Source organism: Streptomyces sp. NPDC097640 (genome assembly GCF_040302705.1).
Classification (GTDB): Bacteria; Actinomycetota; Actinomycetes; order Streptomycetales; family Streptomycetaceae; genus Streptomyces.
Map to the genome: position 1 here is coordinate 62,533 of NZ_JBEOSB010000043.1, position 19,972 is coordinate 82,504.

Below are 19,972 nucleotides of genomic sequence, written 5' to 3' on the forward strand. Positions count from 1 at the left end.
CGCCCGCCCGGCTCACCTCCCGGTTCACGAGGACGCCGGCCGCCACCCGAAGGCGTGCACCCCGCGCGCCACTTCGACCTCTCGGTTCGCGGCGTTCCGGGCGACCAGCGTCCCCGTGTGGTAACCGCCCGACACCTCGACCGCCGGGGCGCCGAGCAGAGACGCCGTCTTCCCCGAGGCATGGACGTCGCGCGCCAGGATGGGCCGCTTCTCCCGCGTCTCGACCCACCGGACGTTCGTGGCGCGATACACCCGCGTCTCACCCCAGCGGGGAATCCGCCGGCCGTCCGACGCGTACTGGTCGTCACTGCCGCAGCCGGCCTCCGAACGGAAGGCCGCGTACGCCTGGCCGTCGCGGTCGAACCAGGCCGAGACCATCCACAGGTTGCCGTCCCGGGAGGGCAGGTCCAGCCGGTCCACCCGTCCGCTGCGCTGGTCGACGAGCGCGACGTTGGAGTACTCCTCGCAGGCGCTGAGGTGTTGGTACCAGGGCACGGCGAGCCGGTCCCGCCGCGGACTGGCCGCCGCGACCTCGGGCCCGAGCCCGCTGCCGTCGAACGACTGGGTGGGCCGGGCCCTGCCCTCGCGGGTGACCTGGTAGAACGAGCCCACTCCGGGGAAGTTGCCGCCGCCGTTCTCGAAGTACGAGACGGTCAGCTCACCCCGGGGTGCGGCGCCGAGGAGGTCGAGGCGGCCGCAGTACGTCGGGCTGAAGCACTCGTCCGGCGAGGGCAGGCCCGTCACGGGCAGCGCCCGCCGCGCGCCGCCCAGGGGCGGGTAGCTCCACAGCATGGGCTGGTTCGGGTCCGTCGCGCCGTCGGAGACCAACTGGTCGTCGCGGAAGGCGATCGTCGAGCAGCCGGAGCAGTCCCAGCTGCGGACGCGGGGCGTGACGAAAGGCTGTCCACGGACCCGGCGCACCTGGAACACCTTCCGGCCCGTGTCGTCGCCCCGCTCGGCCAGCCAGGCGAGGGAGGTGCCGTCGGACGACCAGGTGAGCTGCCGTACGCGGTATCCGCCGGGGACGGGGGCGAGTTTCTTGTTGCTGCCGTTGGTCCACACGTTGACGCTGTCGGCGGTCGCGTAGGCCAGCTCGGGTGTTGGGTTCGTCGTCTCCTGGATGCGTTTTGCCCGGTCGATCACCACTGACATGATCTTCGACTGCGTTTTGATGTTCGTGTGATTGCAGTTGCTGCCCAGCACCCGTACCGCGACTTGGGCGTCGGTGCACGTGAGAATGTGAGGGGCGCCGGTCTTGTGGACGTACGCGGTGGCGGAGGAGAGAGGCACCGCGATGTCGCCCACGGAGACGGGTGCCGTGGGCGACTTCAATGCCAGGACATTGAGGCCCATGCGAATGTCTCCGGCCATGGCGCGGACGGGCAGCTTCTTGGGCCAGGCCGGCAGCTTTCTGATCTCCGGAGAGTTGTACTTGAGGGCGAGGCCCTGCGGCGAGCGGAGTACGTCAACGGTCTCGCACGCGGACAGGCCCTTGGCGACCCCGAGGCAGGCGGCGACCACCCGCTTCAGGGCCAGCTCCTCGAGCGACCAACCCGGGGGGCCGGTGATCATGTTGTCCAGGAAGGAGGCCAGGAGCGAGCCGCGAGAGGGCGTGCCGATGGTGATAACCTCCGACACCTCCTGCCATATCCTGCCCCCGGGTTTGCGACTGGGTTGTGAAACCGCGTACTGCGTGGCCAGACCGCCCATCGAGTGGGCCACCACCATGACCTTGTAGCCGGAGGCGTCGGCGAGACATTCGATCGCGGTCCCCAAGGCGGGACCGATCCGTCGGTCCGTCACCCAGGCCGGCTGAGCCTGTTTGTAGTCGAAGGTCCAGGCGCTGACGTGGGGCAGCTTGGCGACTTTCCGGGGGAACCAGCCTTCCGGATCGTCTCCGGGCCCGTCCCAGGTGTCGGCGCCCGCGTTGATGCCGTGGACGAAGAGGACGGGCATCGTGTTCGCGACGGATTCCTTCGTCACCTGCCGGAGCCCGCCGCCGGCGCAACCGCGCGGCTCGGCGGTAGCGGTGGGCACCGCCCCGAGCAGGGTGAGCAGGAGCATCAGGACGGCGCAGGGGACGAGGGCCCGGCAGCGGGTGGCGAGGGTCATGGGAGGACCTCCGCGAGGATGATCCGCCAGGACCCGCCGCTGCGGGCGAATCCCAGCAGCACCCGCTGCGCCGGCTTTCCCGGTTCCTCCAGAGTGGCTTGGGCGTTGGCGATGCCGTCCTCCTCATGCCAGGTGCCGTCTTTCAGACGGAGCTTGGCGTTCCTGGCGGTGAGGCGTCCCTCGGGCAGGGTCCGCGCCAACTCGGGCGCGAGCGCCACTCGCTGTGTCTTCTCGTCCTCGGCCACCAGGTCCCGTGCGACCCGGGCGGCCTCGGCCGGGACCGGGCCGCCGGGTTCGTATCTCAGCTCCTGCGCCGGAGGTTTCTCCGCCGAGGTGTCGCTGCGGTAGGCATGGACGAGCGCGATCGTCGCGGTGATGAGCAGCACGACGCCGGCCGTGATCGATAGTTTGCGCATGTCCGCCGCTCAGCCGATGGAATTCAGATCGCCGATGGTCCAGGCGTTCACCTCGGACAGCGGCACCCGAAGAAGCCCGTATTCGTCGATGGGGACGTGGGGGCCACCCGTGACGATCCGCGCCCAGGCCAGATGTATATGGCTGGTCTCCGGCTCATGCCGCAGCATGTCTGCGGCGAACTCCTTGGCGAATTCGGTCAGCGAACTCTTCTCGGACAGCAGGCTCATGTGCTGCCTGAGCCATTCATCGCGGGGGAGTATGGTGCCGGTGATGATGACGCCGCCCACCATGAGGGTGATGGGAAGCGGGGTTTCGTAGTCTTCGTCGTCGGTCCGGAGGACGAGCTTTTCCAGAAGTGCGTCGTTGGACATCGTGAAACGCTCCAGGATTTCGGTCGTGTGGGATTGGTTAGCCGCGGCCGTCGCACGCCTTGCAGTCACCGCTGCCGCGGCAGCTGTCGCACTTCCATACGCCCCGGAATCCGGAGCCGCCACAGGTGGTGCACTTCCCGTCGCCCTTGCAGCGTCGGCACATGGTGGAGTCCTTTCGGTTCTGATCTGTTCCGGCGGTGCGGACCGCGCCGCCGGAAACCACCGTGCACCGGTTTGGCCGGGCGGGCCCGGGGTGCAACGGGGTGCCCCGTTGCACTGCCATGTGCACCGTCCTGACCTGGGGCCTCTCGCGTTACGGTGCAACCGGAGGCGGTCCGGCACAGCGTCAACTAGCCCGTGATGAAGCGGTGTTATATGGTTAATGCGATTCACTTCGGGGGGTTTGATGGTGGAACGGACCGGGCTCTTCAAGGACTTGGCACACGCCCTGGTCCAGGCCCTCGACGCATGGGCGACCACCGTCGGCCAGGTGACCGACTCCGCGCGGCGCCCCACCCGCGCGGGCCTGGTTGCGGAACTCGAGAGAGAGCGCCTGGAATTCGAGCGGGCCGGCCGGAGCCGGAAAAGAATCGATCTGCCTCTGCTGTCGTACTGGCTCAAAGGCCGCGATCAACTGCTGCCCGGCAGCAAGAAGAACCGGCTGCCCAGCCAGGAGGACAGCGAAGCCGTAGCCCGGGCGCTTTCACAGAAGGCGCCGCACAGCGCTCGTGAACTCCCTGCGATCGGCATGGAGATCGCAGATCTCGCGCGGCGGCTGAAAGAGACGGCCGGTCCCGGTTGGAGGGACGAGGTCCTCGCCGGCCTCGCGCCCTCCACCGTCGCCGCCGCCACACACGCCGATCCCGAAACGCACACGGTGACGGCGGAGCCACGGCGGAAGTGGAAAGGGTGGCAAGTCGCCGCGGTGACGGCGATCGCCCTCGGCTTGATCACCGGCACCATGGCACTGCGCAGCGGCGCCTCGGAGGACGATGGTTCGCCCGGCGGTGACGCCGCGCAGGCGGCGGACCTGACCGGCGATCACCGCTGCGGCCGGACGCGCGCGGTGGGCGCCGTGTCATGGCGGCCCTGCACCCGCCTCGACAAGGACTCCCTGTCTTTCGTCGTCCAGCTCACCAACTCCTCGACCCGAGCGACGACGGTGAAGGTCCGGATCGCCTACGTCCAGGCCGGGGCCGAGCACGAGTGCCCCGCGCCCTGGGGCACGGAACAGGAAGTCACCGTCCCGGCCGGCGCCACCAGGACCAGCCCTCTCGACGGCTGCACCGCCCCCGTCGTCCACGCCCAGGCGTTCCAGGCCAAGGCCTTCGTGGCCGAGAAGGGCGCCCTCGCGTGGGGCTTTCGGGAGTACTCGCCGACGGTGCACATCCAGGCCGACGGCCGTCGCCTCTGGGCGGACAAGGCCTGAACGAACGCCCGCCGCCCCCACTGCTTCCTGGCGGACCGCCCGCCGTGCCCATCCTCAGTTGACCTCCCGCACTCTCGCAGCGGTCCGCCCGGCGAGCTCGCGGATGCCGCTCGCGGCGTTCTCCGAGAGCTCGTCGCGTATGGCGTCGGCGGCTGTGAGGAGGGCACGGGCCTCCTCGGGGCGGCCCGCGTCGGCCAGGGCGAGGGTGAGCCGGTAGTGCTCCTCGGCGATGGAGTGGCCGAGGTTGACCTGCTTCCAGTGGCGCAGTGAGTCGTCGCCCGGGGTGGCCAGGGCGTCGCGCACGGCGGCCAGGCTGTCCGCTGCCTGCGGCAGTTGGCCCGCCTCCCGCTCCAGGCGGGCCAGGGTGTGCCGGGCCGAGGCCCGGTCCCATGCCGTCTCCTGAAGGGCGGCGTGCAGGCGCTGGGCGCGCAGCGCCTGGGGAAGGTCGCCGAGTTCCTCGAAGTCCTGGGCGAGCCGGCTCAGCGGAGCCGTGGCCAGGGTGCGGGGTGCCTCGGGGCGGCTGATTCCGCTCTGGTCCATGAAGATGTCGTCGAGTTCGCGGATCAGCGTCACCCGCGCGAGGTCCGTCATCCCCTGGTCCCGCGCCAGGTCGGTCCATGTGGAGACCGGCTCGTCCGACGGGTCCGTCCCGAACATCGACTCGTCGAGCGCCCGCGCCCACTGTCGCAACTCGTCCGCGCTCGCACCCGGTTCCGGCATACCGCCCAGGCCGCACGCCGTGTCGAAGTCCGTCTCCCGGACCTCATTCAGCAGCGGCAGATCCCGGGTGTCCCCGCGCAGCCCCACCAGCACGGCCGCGAGTCGCAGTTCGTCCGTCATCGATGACCGTGTCTCGTGCCGCAGCAGATGCCGCAGCAGCTCCAGATCGCCCTCGGCGCGGTCGAACTGCGCGGCCCGCAGGGTGATCCGGCGCCGCACCGGGTCCTCGGCGACTTCACGCCATGCCGTGCGGTCGCCCTCCCGCAGCCGGGCGAGATCGGCGCGGCCCGCCGCGAGCACTGGCTCCCACAGCGGGGGACCGGCCGGGCCTATCCGGTCGTACGCGCACCCCTCATCCGCGTTGAGCAGCACGAACTCCGGCTCGGTGCGCAGCAGCGCGGCACGCAGCCTGCCCACCAGCTCGACCGGGGAGCGTTCCGGGAAGCCCAGCGCCGCACGGAGCTCGGCACGCTCCTCGTCGATTCCGTAGTACTCACGGATCTCGTCCTCAGTCTCCGCGACGCACGCCAGGATCTGCTCCTCGCCGTCGTCCGGCGACAGACGTGTGTAGCCGCGCCAGCCGGGCAGGCCGATCACGAGCTCCAGGGTCTCGTCGACACTGGAGCCGATGATTCCCGCGGCGCCCTCCGAGTCCGCGTAGAGCACCGAGCCGTCCGCGCACACGAAGTACGTACCGCCGGTATCGTCCCCCGCTATCGTCTCCAGCGGTTGGCCCGAGGCGAGGCGGACCTCCTCGACATGGCCGCGGGCGGCGCGGTCCAGGTCGAAGTCGAAGGGGAAGGCCGCCAGTTCGGCCAGGCGGCGGTCCTGCCGCAGCAGCCATAGCGCGTGATCGGTCATGTCACAGAAAGTAACACCGTGCACTGACAACGGACTCGCGGCCACTGTAGGAGGCCGTGCGGATAGGGGTGCGGTCATGGCCGGCGGTTCGTGCGTTCGCCCCAGTGGTGGGTCGTCCATGCCTGCCGGATGTCCGCCGTGGACGAATCGGACGGTTGAGCACGCGAGCGCCGGACGGGCGAGTGGCCCGTCCGGCGCTCGGAGCACAACACGCTACGCCGGGACGCTCGCCAGGCCCGGGGCCAGGAAGCGCTGGCCGACCACCCGCTCCGAGATGCCCTCGCGGTCCAGGTACGGGGTGATGCCGCCCAGGTGGAAGGGCCAGCCCGCGCCGGTGATCAGGCACAGGTCGATGTCCTGCGCCTCGGCGACGACGCCCTCGTCCAGCATGAGGCCGATCTCCTGCGCCACCGTCTCCAGCACCCGCGCCCGCACCTGCTCCTCGGTGAGGACCGAGTCGCCCTGCTCGAGCAGCGCGGCGACCTCCGGGTCCAGCTCCGGCTTGGCTGAACTGCCGCCGGCATGCACGTAGAAGCCGCGCTTGCCGGCCTCGACCACGCGCCGCAGGTTCTCCGAGACCGTGAAGCGGTCCGGGAACGCCTGGTGCAGGGTCTCCGAGACATGCAGGCCGATGGCCGGGCCGACCAGCTCCAGCAGCACCAGCGGCGACATCGGCAGGCCCAGCGGCTCGACGGCGCGCTCGGCGACGTCCACCGGGGTGCCCTCGTCGATGACGTTCTGGATCTCGCCCATGAAGCGGGTCAGGATCCGGTTGACGACGAACGCCGGGGCGTCCTTGACCAGGACCGCCGTCTTCTTCAGCTTCTTGGCCATGCCGAAGGCGGTGGCCAGCGAGGCGTCGTCGGTCTTCTCGCCGCGGACGATCTCCAGCAGCGGCAGGATCGCGACGGGGTTGAAGAAGTGGAAGCCGACGACCCGCTCCGGGTGCTGGAGCTTGGAGGCCATCTCGCTCACCGACAGCGAGGAGGTGTTGGTGGCCAGGATGGCGTGGGCCGGCACGACCGCCTCGACCTCGGCGAACACCTGCTGCTTGACGCCCATCTCCTCGAAGACGGCCTCGATGACGAAGTCGGCGTCCGAGAAGGCCTCGGCCTTGTCGAGCGAGCCGGTCACCGCGGCCTTGAGGCGGTTGGCCTTGTCCTGGTTGACGCGGCCCTTGAGCAGCAGCTTGTCGATCTCGTCATGGACGTAGCCGACGCCCTTGTCGACGCGCTCCTGGTCGATGTCGGTCAGCACGACCGGCACCTCCAGGCGGCGCGCGAACAGCAGCGCCAGCTGCGAGGCCATCAGGCCCGCGCCGACCACGCCGACCTTGGTGACCGGGCGGGCCAGGGACTTGTCCGGGGCGCCGGCCGGGCGCTTGGCGCGCTTCTGGACCAGGTTGAAGGCGTAGATGCCGCTGCGCAGCTCGCCGCCCATGATCAGGTCGGCGAGGGCGCCGTCCTCGGAGTCGAAGCCCTGGCCGAGATCGCCGTTCTTCGCGGCGGCGATGATGTCCAGCGCCCGGTACGCGGCCGGGGCCGCCCCGTGCACCTTGCTGTCGGCGATGGCCCGGCCGCGGGCGACGGCCGCGTCCCAGCCCTCGCCGCGGTCCACCTCGGGACGTACGACCTTGGTCTGGCCGCTGAGCACGGACGCGGTCCACAGCAGCGACTGCTCCAGGAAGTCCGCGCCCTCGAAGATCGCGTCGGCGATCCCGAGCTCGTAGACCTGCTTGCCCTTGAGCTGCCGGTTCTGGTTGAGCGAGTTCTCGATGATCACCGTGACCGCGCGGTCCGCGCCGATCAGGTTGGGCAGCAGGGTGCAGCCGCCCCAGCCGGGGACCAGGCCCAGGAAGACCTCGGGGAGGGAGAAGGCGGGCAGCGCGGCCGAGACCGTGCGGTACGTGCAGTGCAGGCCGACCTCGACGCCGCCGCCCATCGCCGCGCCGTTGTAGTACGCGAAGGTGGGCACGGCGAGGCCCGCCAGCCGCTTGAAGACGTCGTGGCCGCCCTTGCCGATGGCCAGCGCGTCCGCATGCCGCTTCAGCAGCTCCACGCCCTTGAGGTCGGCGCCGACGGCGAAGATGAACGGCTTGCCGGTCACGCCGACGCCGACGATCGCGCCCTCGGCGGCCTCCTTCTCGACCTGGTCGAGCGCGGCGTTCAGATTCGCCAGCGAGGCCGGGCCGAAGGTGGTGGGCTTGGTGTGGTCCAGGCCGTTGTCGAGCGTGATGAGGGCGAACCGGCCAGCGCCGCCGGGCAGGTCCAGATGGCGGACGTGCGCCTGCGTCACGACCTCGTCCGGGAACAGCTCGGCCGCGCCCTTGAGAAGCTCTTCGGTAGTGGTCACGCCGCTCACTTGTTCCCCTCGAAGTGCGGGTTCTCCCAGATCACGGTGCCGCCCATGCCGAAGCCGATGCACATGGTGGTGATGCCGTAGCGGACCTCGGGCTGCTCCTCGAACTGCCGGGCCAGCTGCGTCATCAGCCGCACCCCGGAGGAGGCGAGCGGGTGCCCGAAGGCGATCGCGCCGCCGTACTGGTTGACGCGCGGGTCGTCGTCGTCGATGCCGTAGTGGTCCAGGAAGGACAGCACCTGCACGGCGAAGGCCTCGTTGATCTCGAAGAGGCCGATGTCCTCGATCGTCAGCCCCGCCTTGGCGAGGGCCTTCTTGGTCGCCGGGACCGGGCCGTAGCCCATCACCTCCGGCTCGACGCCCGCGAAGGCGTAGCCGACCAGCCGCATCTTCACCGGCAGGCCCAGTTCCCGGGCCACGTCCTCGGCGGCGACCAGGGAGGCGGTCGCGCCGTCGTTGAGTCCCGCGGAGTTGCCCGCGGTGACCCGGCCATGCGGGCGGAACGGGGTCTTCAGGGCGGCCAGGCCCTCCAGCGTGGTGCCGGGGCGCATCGGCTCGTCGGCGGTCGCCAGGCCCCAGCCCAGCTCACCGCCCTCCGGGCTGGTGCGCCGTACCGAGATCGGCACCAGGTCCTGCTGGATCTTGCCGTTGGCGTAGGCCTTGGCGGCCTTCTCCTGGCTGCGCACCGCGAACTCGTCGGCGCGCTGCTTGGAGATGTGCGGCAGCCGGTCGTGGAGGTTCTCCGCGGTCATGCCCATGAACAGGGCCGACTCGTCGACCAGCTTCTCCGAGACGAACCGCGGGTTCGGGTCGACGCCCTCGCCCATCGGGTGGCGGCCCATGTGCTCCACCCCGGCCGCCACGACCACGTCGTACGCGCCGAAGGCGATGGAGCCCGCGGTCGTCGTCACGGCGGTCATCGCGCCGGCGCACATCCGGTCGATGGCGTAGCCGGGCACGGACTGGGGCAGCCCGGCCAGGATGCCCGCGGTGCGGCCGATGGTCAGGCCCTGGTCGCCGATCTGCGTGGTCGCGGCGACGGCCACCTCGTCGATGCGCTCCGGCGGCAGGTCCGGGTTGCGGCGCAGCAGCTCCCGGATGCACTTGACGACCAGGTCGTCGGCGCGGGTCTCGTGGTAGATGCCCTTGGGACCCGCCTTGCCGAACGGGGTCCGGACGCCGTCGACGAAGACGACGTCCCTAGCGGTACGAGGCACGTTGGCTCTCCTCCAGGTGCGCGGGATGGCACTGCTGCGGGCACGCCCGGCAAGGGGCGTGCCTCCACACCCTCATGCTACTTATGAGTAACCACGGTGCCCAGCCCCCGCTCCGGGAGGGGTGAAGGTCACACCCGGGAATTCGCCTTCCCGTCCGAACCGAGCCTCAAAAAGGGGGCCGCGTCACCTCACGCCGCGGTGCCCAGGGCCGTCAGCAGGATCGGGGTGGTCTGCTCGATCTGCCAGGGCCGGGCGCCGTAGCCGTGCAGGACGGCCTTGACGGACTCGGCGGTCAGCTCGGCCGGGGGCTCCCAGCACAGCCGCCGGACCGTGTCCGGGGCGATCAGGTTCTCCTGAGGCAGGTTCAGCTGCTCGGCCAGCGCGGTCACCGCCGTACGGGCCGCCGAGAGGCGGGCCGCCGCGGCCGGGTCCTTGTCGGCCCAGGCGCGCGGGGGCGGCGGGCCGGCCACCGGCTGGCCCGGCTGGGGGAGCTCGGACTCCGGCAGGGCCCGCGCCCGGTCCACCGCGGCCTGCCACTGCTCCAGCTGACGGCGGCCCATGCGGTGGCCGAAGCCGCTCAGCGCGCCCAGGGCGCGCACGGTCGTCGGCAGGGTCAGCGCGGCCTCGACGATGGCCGCGTCGCCCAGCACCTTGCCCGGCGAGACGTCACGGCGCTGCGCGATCTTGTCCCGGGCGGTCCACAGCTCGCGCACCACGGCCATCTGCCGGCGCCGCCGGACCTTGTGCATCCCCGACGTGCGCCGCCAGGGGTCCTTGCGGGGCGGGGCGGGCGGGGCCGCGGCGATGGCGGCGAACTCCTGGTGCGCCCAGTCCAGCTTGCCCTGCCGCGCCAGTTCCTCCTCCAGCGCGTCGCGCAGGTCGACCAGCAGCTCGACGTCGAGCGCGGCGTAGTGCAGCCACGGATCGGGCAGCGGGCGGGTGGACCAGTCGACGGCGGAGTGGCCCTTTTCCAGGGCGTATCCGAGGATGTTCTCGACCATGGCGCCCAGGCCCACCCGGGCGAACCCGGCCAGCCGGCCCGCCAGTTCGGTGTCGAAGAGGCGGCCGGGCAGCATGCCTATGTCCCGCAGGCAGGGCAGGTCCTGGGTGGCGGCGTGCAGCACCCATTCGGCGTCGGCGATCGCGTCGCCCAGGCCGGACAGGTCGGGGCAGCCGACGGGGTCGATCAGGGCGGTCCCCGCGCCGGAGCGGCGCAGCTGGACCAGATAGGCCCGCTGCCCGTAGCGGTACCCGGACGCGCGCTCGGCGTCCACGGCGACCGGGCCGCGGCCCGCCGCGAACGCGGCGACGACCTCGGCGAGCGCGTCCGGGTCGGCGGTGACGGGCGGGATGCCCTCACGCGGCTCCAGCAAGGGGACCGGCGCCGAGGGGAGGTCGTCCGGGGGAGCGCCCCCGGTGGTTCGCAGTGTCGTCTCTGCTGCGGTCTCTTGGGCGTCGGTCACCTGTCAAGGGTAGCTGTGCGTACCGGGTACGCAGGGCGCCCGCCGACGGAACGTTCCGTCGGCGGGCGCCGGGCGTTGGGTGGACGGTGGGCGCCTGGGCGGGAGCCAGGGGTGGTGCGGGGGGTGTACGGAAGGTCTGACGCGGCTCGTAGGGGGCTGGTGTGCGGCTTACGGGGGCCCCGTGCGGGGCCCTGCGGAGGATCTGGCGGAGAGCCTGGCGGAGGGCCCGTCAGGGGCCCCGGCGCAGGGTCCGGCGGGGGGTTCGAGGGGACGGGTGGGGTGGCTCAGTGGATGATCCCGGTGCGCAGCGCGACCGCGACCATGCCGGCCCGGTCGCCGGTGCCCAGTTTGCGGGCGATGCGGGCGAGGTGACTCTTGACGGTGAGCGCCGACAGGCCCATCGAGACGCCGATGGCCTTGTTGGACTGGCCCTCCGCAACCAGCCGCAGCACCTCGACCTCGCGTCCCGACAGCTCGCGGTAGCCGCCCGGGTGTCCGGGGGCGCCCGGCGGGCGGCGGTGCATCCGGGCGGCGGCGCCGAGGGGGGCGGCGCCGGGGCGGCCCGGGATGCCCAGGTTGGTGCGGGTGCCGGTGACGACGTAGCCCTTGACGCCACCGGCCAGGGCGTTGCGGACGGCGCCGATGTCGTCGGCCGCGGAGAGGGCCAGGCCGTTCGGCCAGCCCGCGGCGCGGGTCTCGGACAGCAGCGTGAGGCCGGAGCCGTCGGGGAGGTGGACGTCGGCGACGCAGATGTCGCGCGGGTTGGCGATCCGGGGACGGGCCTCCGCGACGGACGACGCCTCGATGACGTCGCGCACCCCGAGGGCCCAGAGGTGACGGGTGACGGTGGAACGTACGCGGGGGTCGGCGACGACGACCATGGCCGTCGGCTTGTTCGGGCGGTAGGCGACCAGGCTGGAAGGTTGCTCGAGGAGAACAGACACCAGGCCTCCTGGGGGAAGTGGTGGGACGGGTCACCACGTCCTTCGGCACCGATACGGCCCGGCTTTAGGGAATGATCACGATTTGGTGAGTAACAATTCGGGCAATTAGGACGACTGATCGATCAAGCCTGATCAGCGAGTGCTCACCGAGGCTGAGGACCGCGCCGCTGCGGGAGCGATACGACCCCCGCCTCGGCGGCCCCGGCCGGCGGCAGACCCGCGATCTGGCACAGCAGATCGCACCAGGCCGCCAGGTGCGCCGCGGTGTCCGGTGCCCCGGCCGCCCCGTCGCCCGGGGCGACGCCCCGGTCAGGACGCCGGTGCTCCGTCCGCCCCGGCTCCGCCGCCGGCCGCTCGGCCGGGGTCCAGGAGGCGCGGATCTCGATCCGGGTCGAGGGCTCGCGCTCCCCTATCCCGCCGAAGTAGTGCGAGCTCGCCCGGGTCACCGTGCCGCTGGGCTGCCGGTACGAGACCCCGCGCGCCTCCAGCGCGCCGGTCAGCCACGACCAGCACACCTCGGGCAGCAGCGGATCCGCCGCCATCTCCGGCTCCAGGTCCGCGTGGACCAGGGTGACCAGGCGGAACGTACCGCGCCAGGAGTCGTGCCCGGCCGGGTCGTGCAGCAGGATCAGCCGCCCCTCGGCCAGCTCCTCCTCGTCGTCATCGTCGACGGCGTTCGCCGGGCTCGCCGTGACCGCCGCCTCGAGCGCGTACGAGAACGGGGCCAGCCGCCGTGGCGGCGGCGTCGGGGAGAGCTCCACCTCGGGCCGCGGCCGCACGGCGCACAGCCCGGCCACGGCATGCCGGAAGGCGGCCGGGGCCCCTTCCCCGCCCGCCGCGTCCGCCCCGTCGGCGCTCTCGGCGCCGTCAGCGCCGTTCGAGAGGTGTCCTTGAACCGCTGCCATGCTCGGAAGACTAGGCGCATCGGGGGCCTCAACCGGGGAAGAACACCCGGGTTGGCGGGTCACTCGTTCGGCCCGTGCGAAGATTTGGGTCATGAGCGCCAACGAGGGGCCCTCGGGCCAGCAGCAGACCGGCCGCACCGCGGCGAGCGCGACGGCCGACTCGGCCTTCCTCCGCGCCTGCCGACGTGAGCCGGTTTCGCACACTCCGGTGTGGTTCATGCGGCAGGCGGGCCGCTCGCTGCCGGAGTACCACAAGGTCCGCGAGGGCATCGCGATGCTCGATTCCTGTACGCGGCCGGACCTGGTCACCGAGATCACGCTCCAGCCGGTTCGCCGCCACCATGTGGACGCGGCGATCTACTTCAGCGACATCGTGGTCCCCCTCAAGGCCATCGGGATCGACCTCGACATCAAGCCCGGCGTCGGCCCGGTCATCGCGGATCCCATCCGCACCCGTGCGGATCTGGACCGGCTGCGCCCGCTGGACCCGGACGATGTGAAGTACGTCACCGAGGCGGTCGGGATGCTCACCGGCGAGCTCGGCGCCACCCCGCTGATCGGCTTCGCCGGCGCGCCCTTCACGCTCGCCAGCTACCTCGTCGAGGGCGGCCCCTCGCGCAACCACGAGCGCACCAAGGCGCTCATGTACGGCGACCCCGAGCTGTGGGCCGAGCTGCTCGACCGGCTCGCCGACATCGCCGCCACCTTCCTGAAGGTGCAGATCGAGGCGGGCGCCTCCGCCGTCCAGCTCTTCGACTCCTGGGTCGGCGCCCTGTCCCCCGCGGACTACCGGGCCCGCGTGATGCCCGCCTCCGTGAAGGTCTTCGACGCCGTGGCCGGATACGGGGTACCGCGCATCCACTACGGCGTCGGCACCGGCGAGCTGCTGGGGCTGCTCGGCGAGGCGGGCGCGGACGTCGTCGGCGTGGACTGGCGGGTGCCGCTGGACGAGGCGGCCCGGCGGGTCGGCCCCGGCAAGGCGCTTCAGGGCAACCTCGACCCGGCCGTGCTCTTCGCCCCGCGCCAGGCCGTCGAGGCCAAGACCGACGAGGTGCTGGACGCGGCCCGCGGCCTGGAGGGCCACATCTTCAACCTCGGCCACGGCGTGCTGCCCAGCACCGACCCCGACGCCCTCACCCGCCTGGTGGAGTACGTCCACACCCGGACCGCCCGCTGAGCCCGGCCGCTGCGTAGTCGGAACCCGCACGGGGTCCCTCATCGTCTGGGAGACCATGAGGGACTTCCCTGCCATCACCGCCGACCGCGTCCGGGAACTGGCCGACCAGTGGGACGCCGTCCGCGAAGGCCGCTCCAAGGACGAGGCCGACCGGCTCGTCCGCGACTGTGCCGAGCGGCTGACCGCCGAGCCCACCGGTGAACACGCCTACCTGTGGACGCTCGGCCTGCTGATGACGGCCGAACACACCGGCTGGCTCACCGGGGACGGCGTCGAGGGCGCCGCCCTGGTGGCCCTCGACGCCGCCGACACCGCCCTGCGCGAGCGCCCCTGCGGCCACCGGTGGCACCCGTACGAGGACGACCTGGGCGAGCGCCAGGACGGTCTGGCGCACCTGCTGCCGCTGCTGCGCAACGGCCGGAGCGAGGCCGAGGACGAGCAGTGGCGCGACACGGCCACCAAGGAACAGTGGCTGTGCCCGCGCAACATCGCCGGATACGCGCGGGTGGCCATCGACGTCATCGACCCCGGAGCGGTGGCCGACATCCCGCCCCGGCTGCCCCTCATCGACGCGCGCAAGGCCCAGCACCTGCGGTCCATCCTGTGGGACTACCCCGACGTGGACCCCGCGTACGAGCTCTCCGACTACGCCGCCGCCCTGCGCGACCACCCCGAGGGCGACGCCCGCGCCGGGCTCGTCGTCATCCTGCACGCCGCCTGCTGGTACGCGGTGAGCGGCCGGATCCGCGGCAAGTGGGTGCTGGACGAGATGGTCCAGGCACTGGAGGCCGTCCTGCCCGCGCTCGGCGACGAGCCCTGCGCACACCGGGACGGCGAGCACCCTCAGGCCGGCGACGACCCGGCCGCCCTGGCCACCGTCGGCGTCCACTTGCTCAGCACCGGCGGGCGGGGCGTCTACCGGCGGCGGGGCGGGATCGAGGGGTGGCACACCCCGCTGGAGGGCTGGCTGTGCCCGGCCTTCCTCGCCGGGCTCGCCCGCGAGGCGCTGGACCGGCTGCTGGCCGGGCGCGACAAGCTCTTCGGCACCCGCGACACCGCCCACCTCGACGCGGAGTACCTGCTCCCCGACGGGCGGCTCGACATCGACACCCTCACCACCACCTACCGCCAGTCCTGGGTCACCGAACACGACGAGCTGGTGCAGAACGCCGCGCTGTGGGCCGCCCGCCGCTGGGCGGCGGGCGACGGCGACGGCGACAGCGGCGGCGAGGGGCGCGAGCGGGCCGTTCTGCTGCTGCTCGCCTGCTGGGCGGTGGACGGGATGGTCATCGACATACCGAGATCCGTGCTCGGCGTCCTTCAGGAGGTCTTCGAGCGCGTCGACCTCGCCCCCTTGGACGAGCCGTGCCCGCACCCGGGCGAGCACCCCTGGGAGGGCCTGGAGCGCCTGGCGAGCCGCGGATACGGGGTGGTGGGGTACCGGGACACCCTGATCGGCGCCCATCTGAACCACCTCTGCGCGCCCGGGGACTTCGAGGCCCCCGACGAGCCGTTCGCCCCCGACGCCTGGAGCTGCCACCGCCATGTGGCCGGGCGGGTCCGGGACGTGCTGGAGGTGCTGTACGAGGTGGACGAGAGCGACGAGGGGGACGCTGGGGGCGACGCCGACGGCTGGTGAGGGGCGCGGCGCTACGGTCGCCGGACCTCCTCGCGGATCAGGTAGTACAGCACGGCGCTGGCGAGCATCAGCGCGCCGTCGATGTAGACGGCCTGCGTCCAGCTCTTGTAGTGGTCGAAGAGGGTGCCGCTGAGCGCCGGGCTGATCACCGCGCCGATCTCGCCGACGAGGTTGAACATCCCGAAGGCCGCCCCGCGTTCGGCCGGGTCGACCACGTCGTTCAGCAGCGCGTGCGCCATCGGCTGGAGGGCGTTGAAGAACAGGCTGGTGACGAACAGGAGCACCGACATCACCAGCAGCGAGGGCGTCTCGTCGGCCTGGAGATAGGCGCCGAAGACCAGCACCAGCACCCCCTGGACCACGGTGAACGCGACCAGCAGCGGCCGCCGTCCCCAGCCCCGGTCCTTCGCCCGGTCCGAGAGCCAGCCGCCGGCGGGGAAGCCGAGGATGCCCGCGCCCGCGTTGAAGGTGGCGACCAGCGCGGCGTTCTGGAACGAGCTGTGGGCGGCGTCGGCGACGATCGAGACCGACCAGAAGCTGAAGAACCACAGGTTCCACATGACCGCGATGAAGGCGAAGCTGAGCAGCAGCGCGTTGCGGTTGCGGGAGACCGCGCCCAGCCGTGAGCCCCGCCGGGCGAAGATCGCCCCGATGAGGACGAACGCCAGGACGCACTCCAGGACGGCCACGCCCCAGGTCGGCAGCCCCGCCCCGTCGGCGATCAGATACACGGCCATCACGGCGGCGCACAGCACCGCCGAGATGCCCAGGAGCCGCAGCGCCGAGCCGCCCGCCCGCAGCGGGCCGCCGATGCGCCGCAGATAGGCCGCCGAGACGACGCCGAACACCAGCGTCGCGCCGCCCAGGACCAGGAACGGCATCCGCCAGGCGTCCTCGTGGCCGAACACGTCCGCGCCCCAGTCGATCAGATACGGGGCGCTGATGGTCGCGATCGTCAGCCCGATGGACAGCCCCGTGATCGCCACGCCCATGCCGAGCCCGGCCTTGGCGGGCGGGGTCCGCTGGGCGATCAGCGTGCGGTCGTTGGAGTAGAAGACGCCCTCGCCAAGACCGGTCAGCACGCGCAGCACCACGAAGGCGATCAGCCCGGTGACCATCCCGCTGGCGAGGGTCGCCACGCCCGCCCACAGCAGCGAGACGGCGAGCATCGCGCGGTGCCCGAAGCGGTCCCCGAGATAGCCGCCGGGGAACTGCGTCAGCATGTAGCCCGCGAAGAAGAGGCTGCCGATCAGCCCGCCGAGCGCGTGCGGATGGCTGGCGGAGCCCAGCATCCCGTGGTCGTTGTCGATGAGCCAGGTGACGACCGGGCCGGTGATGGTGCGGTCCGCGTACGAGAAGAGCCAGCCGCCGAGCAGCATGGCCCACAGGGTGTGGTACGGCTTCCAGCCTCCGGACGCGGCCTCCGGCTCCTGGGCGGTGGTCGGTTCGGTCGCTTCGGGCATGTCCTCATGTCCCCCTCTGGGCGCGGCGGTTCACGGACGGTCCGGCGTCGGTGGCGGGGCGGTGGGCTGTGTGGTGCGTGGCGCGAAGTGCCCCACAGCCTGTGGGCTCCGTCACGCCGCGGCAAGGGGTGCGGCCGCACCCTTTCACCGGCCGGAAGTCTCCGTGACGGGGCCTTGCCCCCAGGCGGCCGCGAGGGTACGGGAGATCCCGTGCGCGGCCACCCGCACGGCCGGGATCAGCCCCGGCGCCCGCCCCTCGGCGGCCGGGACCACGACGGACAGCGCGGCCACCACCTCCCCGCCCGGCCCGCGCACCGGGGCGGCGACCGACATCGCGTCCATGGTGATCTGCCGGTCGCTGACCGCGATCCCGGTGCGCCGCACCTCCGCGAGGGCGGCCCGCAGCCGGGCCGGGTCGCGGATCGTCAGCTCCGTGAAGCGGGGCAGCGGCTCCGCGCACACCCGCTCGCGCACCGGGCGCGGCCCGTACGCGAGCAGCACCAGGCCGACGCCGGTCGCGTGCAGCGGCCAGCGGCCGCCGACCCGGCTGCGCACCCGCACCGCGGAGCGCCCGGAGATCCGCTCGACGTAGACCACCTCAAGCCCGTCGCGCACCGCGAGCTGAACGTTCTCGTGGGTGGCCTCGTAGAGGTCCTCCATGAACGGGAGCGCCGCCTCGCGCAGCCCCACCCCGCGCGGCGACAGGGTCGCCACCTCCCACAGCCGCAGCCCGATGTGGTACGCGCCCGCCGCGTCCCGCTCCAGGGCGCCCCAGCCGGTGAGCGCGGCGACCAGGCGGTGCGCGGTGGCCAGCGGCAGCCCGGCGCGGCGGGCGAGCGCGGTCAGCGACAGCGAGCGGTGCGTCGCGTCGAAGGCGTCCAGCACGGCGAGCACCCGGCCCGCGACCGAGCGGCGGCCGTCGAGGGGGCGCCCCTCCAGAGCCCTGGACGCGGTCATATGAGCGGGAGGCCGACGTAGTTCTCGGCGAGTTCGGCCGACGCGGTCGGCGAGTCGGCGATCCGCTCCAGCTGGGCGAGGCGCAGCCGCTCCTCGAACGGGGAGCGGTCCGGGTGGGGATGGAGGGTGTCGGTCATGAAGTACGAGAAGCGCTCGGCCTGCCACACCCGGCGCAGACAGGTCTCGGAGTAGCCGTCGAGCAGCTCGGTGGAGCCGGTCTCGTGGTGCAGGGCCAGGGCGCGGGCCAGGGTGATCACATCGGTGACGGCCAGGTTGAGCCCCTTGGCGCCGGTGGGCGGCACGATGTGCGCGGCGTCGCCCGCGAGGAACAGCCGGCCGTGGCGCATCGGCTCCTGGACGAAGCTGCGCATCGGGGTGACCGACTTCGCGGTGATCGGGCCGCGCTCCAGCGCCCAGTCGCCGTCGACGGCGAAGCGGGCGGACAGCTCGTCCCATATCCGCTCGTCGGACCAGCCGGCCGGGTCGGTGTCGGCCGCCACCTGGAGGTAGAGCCGGGAGACGAGCGGGGAGCGCATGCTGTGCAGGGCGAAGCCGCGCCGGTGACGGGCGTAGATCAGCTCCTCGCAGGACGGCGCCACATCGGCCAGGACGCCGAGCCAGGAGTAGGGGTAGACGCGCTCGTACACCCTGGTGAGGTGGGCCGGGATCGCGCGGCGGGCCACGCCGTGGAAGCCGTCGCAGCCCGCCACGAAGTCGCAGTGGAGCGTCTGTTCGCGGCCCTCGTGGCGGAACCGGATCGCGGGCGCGGCGGAGTCGGGACCCTCGACGGCGAGTACCTCGGCCCCGAACAGCAGCGGCGGCCCGTCGGCGAGCTGGAGCGCGATCAGGTCCTTGACCACCTCCGTCTGGGCGTACACCATCACCGACCGCCCGCCGGTCAGGGCGGGGAAGTCGACGCGGTGGGCGCGGCCCTCGAAGCGCAGCTCGATGCCGTGGTGCAGCAGCCCCTCCCGGTCCATCCGGGTGCCCGCGCCGCACCCCCGCAGCGCGTCCACCGTGCCCTGCTCCAGGATCCCGGCCCGCTGACGCGCCTCGACATAAGCGCGGTCGCGGCTCTCCAGCACCACGCACTCGACTCCGGCGCGGTGCAGGAGGCGGGCGAGCAGCAGTCCGGCGGGGCCGCCGCCGACGATGCCGACGGTCGTGCGCATCCGATTGTCCCTTCTCGCCCGTTCGCCCAGCCTTGTTCGCCTGGCGGGCTGTTCGCCTGGTGAAGGATGGTTCATAATCTGGTGGTGACGAGTCTCAGGGCGGCCTCACCGCCTGTCAATGGTTCGGTCGGGCCTCTCGAGCGCGGCCTTGCCGTGCTGCGCGAGCTGGCCGCCCTGTCCGCCCAGTCCGCGCACGGCGCGGGAACCGCGGTCCGCCCCGGCGACCTGGTGCGCGCCACGGGGCTCGCCCGCTCCGTCGTCGACCGCGTACTCGGCACGCTCGAACAGCTCGGATATGTACGGCTGGACGGGCGCGAGGTGAGCCTGGCGACCCGGCTGATGGAGCTGGGCAACGCCTACCTGAACGCGAGCGGCCTGCCGGACGCGCTCCTTCCGTTCGCCGGGCGGCTGGCGGACGCGCTCGACGAGTCGGTCTCGGTCGCCGTCCCGGACGGAGCCGGGGTGCGGTTCGTCGTCCAGGTCACCCGGCGCCGCACCATGTCCCTCGCCTTCCGCATCGGCGACCTCCTCCCCGCCGAACGCTGCGCCCCCGGGGCCCTCTTCGCCACCCAGTGGGACGAGGCGACCTGGGCCGCCTGGCGCGCCCGCCGCGCCGCCGACCCGCTGGACGCGTCCTTCCCCGCCGTCCCGCCCCGGCCGGAGCGGGACGGGGTCCGGGGCCCCGGGGCCCCGGACCCCGGCGACTTCGCGCGGCGCGTGGAGGCCGCGGGCCGCGACGGCTGGGCCCCGGACGGCCAGCGGGTCGG

16 protein-coding genes are annotated in these 19,972 nt (G+C 72.4%); 4 read left to right on the plus strand and 12 right to left on the minus strand.

Features of this window, described 5'->3' with window-relative positions; translation table 11 throughout:
• Nucleotides 1–24: 24 nt before the first annotated feature.
• Genes ABTY62_RS43745 through ABTY62_RS43755 form a run of 3 tightly spaced genes read right to left on the minus strand, consistent with a single transcriptional unit; the run spans nt 25 to nt 2,900 of the window.
• Nucleotides 25–2,112, minus strand: coding sequence for an esterase/lipase family protein (locus ABTY62_RS43745; protein WP_352134969.1), 2,088 nt, complete (start codon nt 2,110–2,112; stop codon nt 25–27).
• Nucleotides 2,109–2,528: a hypothetical protein gene (locus ABTY62_RS43750; protein WP_352134970.1), complete on the minus strand. Its 420-nt coding sequence runs from the start codon at nt 2,526–2,528 to the stop codon at nt 2,109–2,111. The genes ABTY62_RS43745 and ABTY62_RS43750 overlap by 4 nt, the downstream gene beginning before the upstream one ends.
• 9 nt (nt 2,529–2,537) lie before the next feature.
• Nucleotides 2,538–2,900 carry a GvpU-like protein gene (locus ABTY62_RS43755; RefSeq protein ID WP_352134971.1) on the minus strand — a complete coding sequence of 121 codons (363 nt, stop codon included), beginning with the start codon at nt 2,898–2,900 and terminating at the stop codon, nt 2,538–2,540.
• A 406-nt stretch (nt 2,901–3,306) separates the two neighbouring features.
• Here ABTY62_RS43755 and ABTY62_RS43760 point away from each other — a divergent pair, with 406 nt between their 5' ends.
• Nucleotides 3,307–4,329: a hypothetical protein gene (locus ABTY62_RS43760; RefSeq protein ID WP_352134972.1), complete on the plus strand. Its 1,023-nt coding sequence runs from the start codon at nt 3,307–3,309 to the stop codon at nt 4,327–4,329.
• Between the two features lie 54 nt (nt 4,330–4,383).
• Here the strand turns inward: ABTY62_RS43760 and ABTY62_RS43765 are convergent, their stop codons facing one another.
• From ABTY62_RS43765 to ABTY62_RS43790, 6 genes are all read right to left on the minus strand, one after another.
• Entirely contained in the window at nt 4,384–5,910 is a 1,527-nt protein-coding gene (locus ABTY62_RS43765) for a hypothetical protein (protein WP_352134973.1), read from the minus strand.
• 213 nt (nt 5,911–6,123) lie between these two features.
• On the minus strand, nt 6,124–8,262 hold the full coding sequence (locus tag ABTY62_RS43770; protein ID WP_352134974.1) for a 3-hydroxyacyl-CoA dehydrogenase NAD-binding domain-containing protein: 2,139 nt from the start codon (nt 8,260–8,262) through the stop codon (nt 6,124–6,126).
• A gap of 5 nt (nt 8,263–8,267) precedes the next feature.
• Nucleotides 8,268–9,485, minus strand: coding sequence for a thiolase family protein (locus tag ABTY62_RS43775; RefSeq protein ID WP_352134975.1), 1,218 nt, complete (start codon nt 9,483–9,485; stop codon nt 8,268–8,270).
• 188 nt (nt 9,486–9,673) lie between these two features.
• The gene (locus ABTY62_RS43780; protein ID WP_352134976.1) at nt 9,674–10,948 is read right to left on the minus strand and encodes a ribonuclease D; all 1,275 of its coding nucleotides are present in this window, start codon (nt 10,946–10,948) and stop codon (nt 9,674–9,676) included.
• A gap of 284 nt (nt 10,949–11,232) precedes the next feature.
• Entirely contained in the window at nt 11,233–11,892 is a 660-nt protein-coding gene (locus tag ABTY62_RS43785) for a LuxR C-terminal-related transcriptional regulator (protein ID WP_311723620.1), read from the minus strand.
• A gap of 143 nt (nt 11,893–12,035) precedes the next feature.
• On the minus strand, nt 12,036–12,797 hold the full coding sequence (locus ABTY62_RS43790; protein WP_352134977.1) for a DUF3000 domain-containing protein: 762 nt from the start codon (nt 12,795–12,797) through the stop codon (nt 12,036–12,038).
• A 91-nt stretch (nt 12,798–12,888) separates the two neighbouring features.
• On the opposite strand from ABTY62_RS43790, the gene hemE reads away from it, so the two are divergent.
• A complete protein-coding gene (gene hemE, locus ABTY62_RS43795) occupies nt 12,889–13,974 on the plus strand; it encodes a uroporphyrinogen decarboxylase (RefSeq protein WP_352134978.1) in 1,086 nt (361 codons plus the stop codon).
• A gap of 55 nt (nt 13,975–14,029) precedes the next feature.
• Nucleotides 14,030–15,613, plus strand: a complete 1,584-nt coding sequence (locus tag ABTY62_RS43800) for a hypothetical protein (protein WP_352134979.1) — start codon at nt 14,030–14,032, stop codon at nt 15,611–15,613.
• Nucleotides 15,614–15,624: 11 nt separating this feature from the next.
• On the opposite strand, the gene ABTY62_RS43805 is transcribed toward ABTY62_RS43800, so the two are convergent.
• The 3 genes from ABTY62_RS43805 to ABTY62_RS43815 form a co-directional block, all read right to left on the minus strand.
• Nucleotides 15,625–17,076 carry an MFS transporter gene (locus tag ABTY62_RS43805; RefSeq protein WP_311723616.1) on the minus strand — a complete coding sequence of 484 codons (1,452 nt, stop codon included), beginning with the start codon at nt 17,074–17,076 and terminating at the stop codon, nt 15,625–15,627.
• A 144-nt stretch (nt 17,077–17,220) separates the two neighbouring features.
• Nucleotides 17,221–18,033 (minus strand): IclR family transcriptional regulator, encoded by an 813-nt coding sequence (locus tag ABTY62_RS43810; protein WP_352134980.1) that lies wholly within the window; start codon nt 18,031–18,033, stop codon nt 17,221–17,223.
• Nucleotides 18,030–19,205: a 4-hydroxybenzoate 3-monooxygenase gene (locus tag ABTY62_RS43815; RefSeq protein WP_352134981.1), complete on the minus strand. Its 1,176-nt coding sequence runs from the start codon at nt 19,203–19,205 to the stop codon at nt 18,030–18,032. Before ABTY62_RS43815 ends, ABTY62_RS43810 begins: the two co-directional genes overlap by 4 nt.
• An 84-nt stretch (nt 19,206–19,289) precedes the next feature.
• On the opposite strand from ABTY62_RS43815, the gene ABTY62_RS43820 reads away from it, so the two are divergent.
• A partial coding sequence (locus ABTY62_RS43820) for a helix-turn-helix domain-containing protein (protein WP_502997643.1) occupies nt 19,290–19,972 on the plus strand: 683 nt, incomplete at its 3' end.

What these genes read in the sequence shown, in the direction of transcription:
- ABTY62_RS43745 (WP_352134969.1), bottom strand. Translation starts at nt 2,112, where the DNA reads ATGACCCTCGCCACCCGCTGCCGGGCCCTCGTCCCCTGCGCCGTCCTG.
- ABTY62_RS43750 (WP_352134970.1), bottom strand. Translation starts at nt 2,528, where the DNA reads ATGCGCAAACTATCGATCACGGCCGGCGTCGTGCTGCTCATCACCGCG.
- ABTY62_RS43755 (WP_352134971.1), bottom strand. Translation starts at nt 2,900, where the DNA reads ATGTCCAACGACGCACTTCTGGAAAAGCTCGTCCTCCGGACCGACGAC.
- ABTY62_RS43760 (WP_352134972.1), top strand. Translation starts at nt 3,307, where the DNA reads ATGGTGGAACGGACCGGGCTCTTCAAGGACTTGGCACACGCCCTGGTC.
- ABTY62_RS43765 (WP_352134973.1), bottom strand. Translation starts at nt 5,910, where the DNA reads ATGACCGATCACGCGCTATGGCTGCTGCGGCAGGACCGCCGCCTGGCC.
- ABTY62_RS43790 (WP_352134977.1), bottom strand. Translation starts at nt 12,797, where the DNA reads ATGGCAGCGGTTCAAGGACACCTCTCGAACGGCGCTGACGGCGCCGAG.
- hemE (WP_352134978.1), top strand. Translation starts at nt 12,889, where the DNA reads ATGAGCGCCAACGAGGGGCCCTCGGGCCAGCAGCAGACCGGCCGCACC.
- ABTY62_RS43800 (WP_352134979.1), top strand. Translation starts at nt 14,030, where the DNA reads ATGAGGGACTTCCCTGCCATCACCGCCGACCGCGTCCGGGAACTGGCC.
- ABTY62_RS43805 (WP_311723616.1), bottom strand. Translation starts at nt 17,076, where the DNA reads ATGCCCGAAGCGACCGAACCGACCACCGCCCAGGAGCCGGAGGCCGCG.
- ABTY62_RS43810 (WP_352134980.1), bottom strand. Translation starts at nt 18,033, where the DNA reads ATGACCGCGTCCAGGGCTCTGGAGGGGCGCCCCCTCGACGGCCGCCGC.
- ABTY62_RS43815 (WP_352134981.1), bottom strand. Translation starts at nt 19,205, where the DNA reads ATGCGCACGACCGTCGGCATCGTCGGCGGCGGCCCCGCCGGACTGCTG.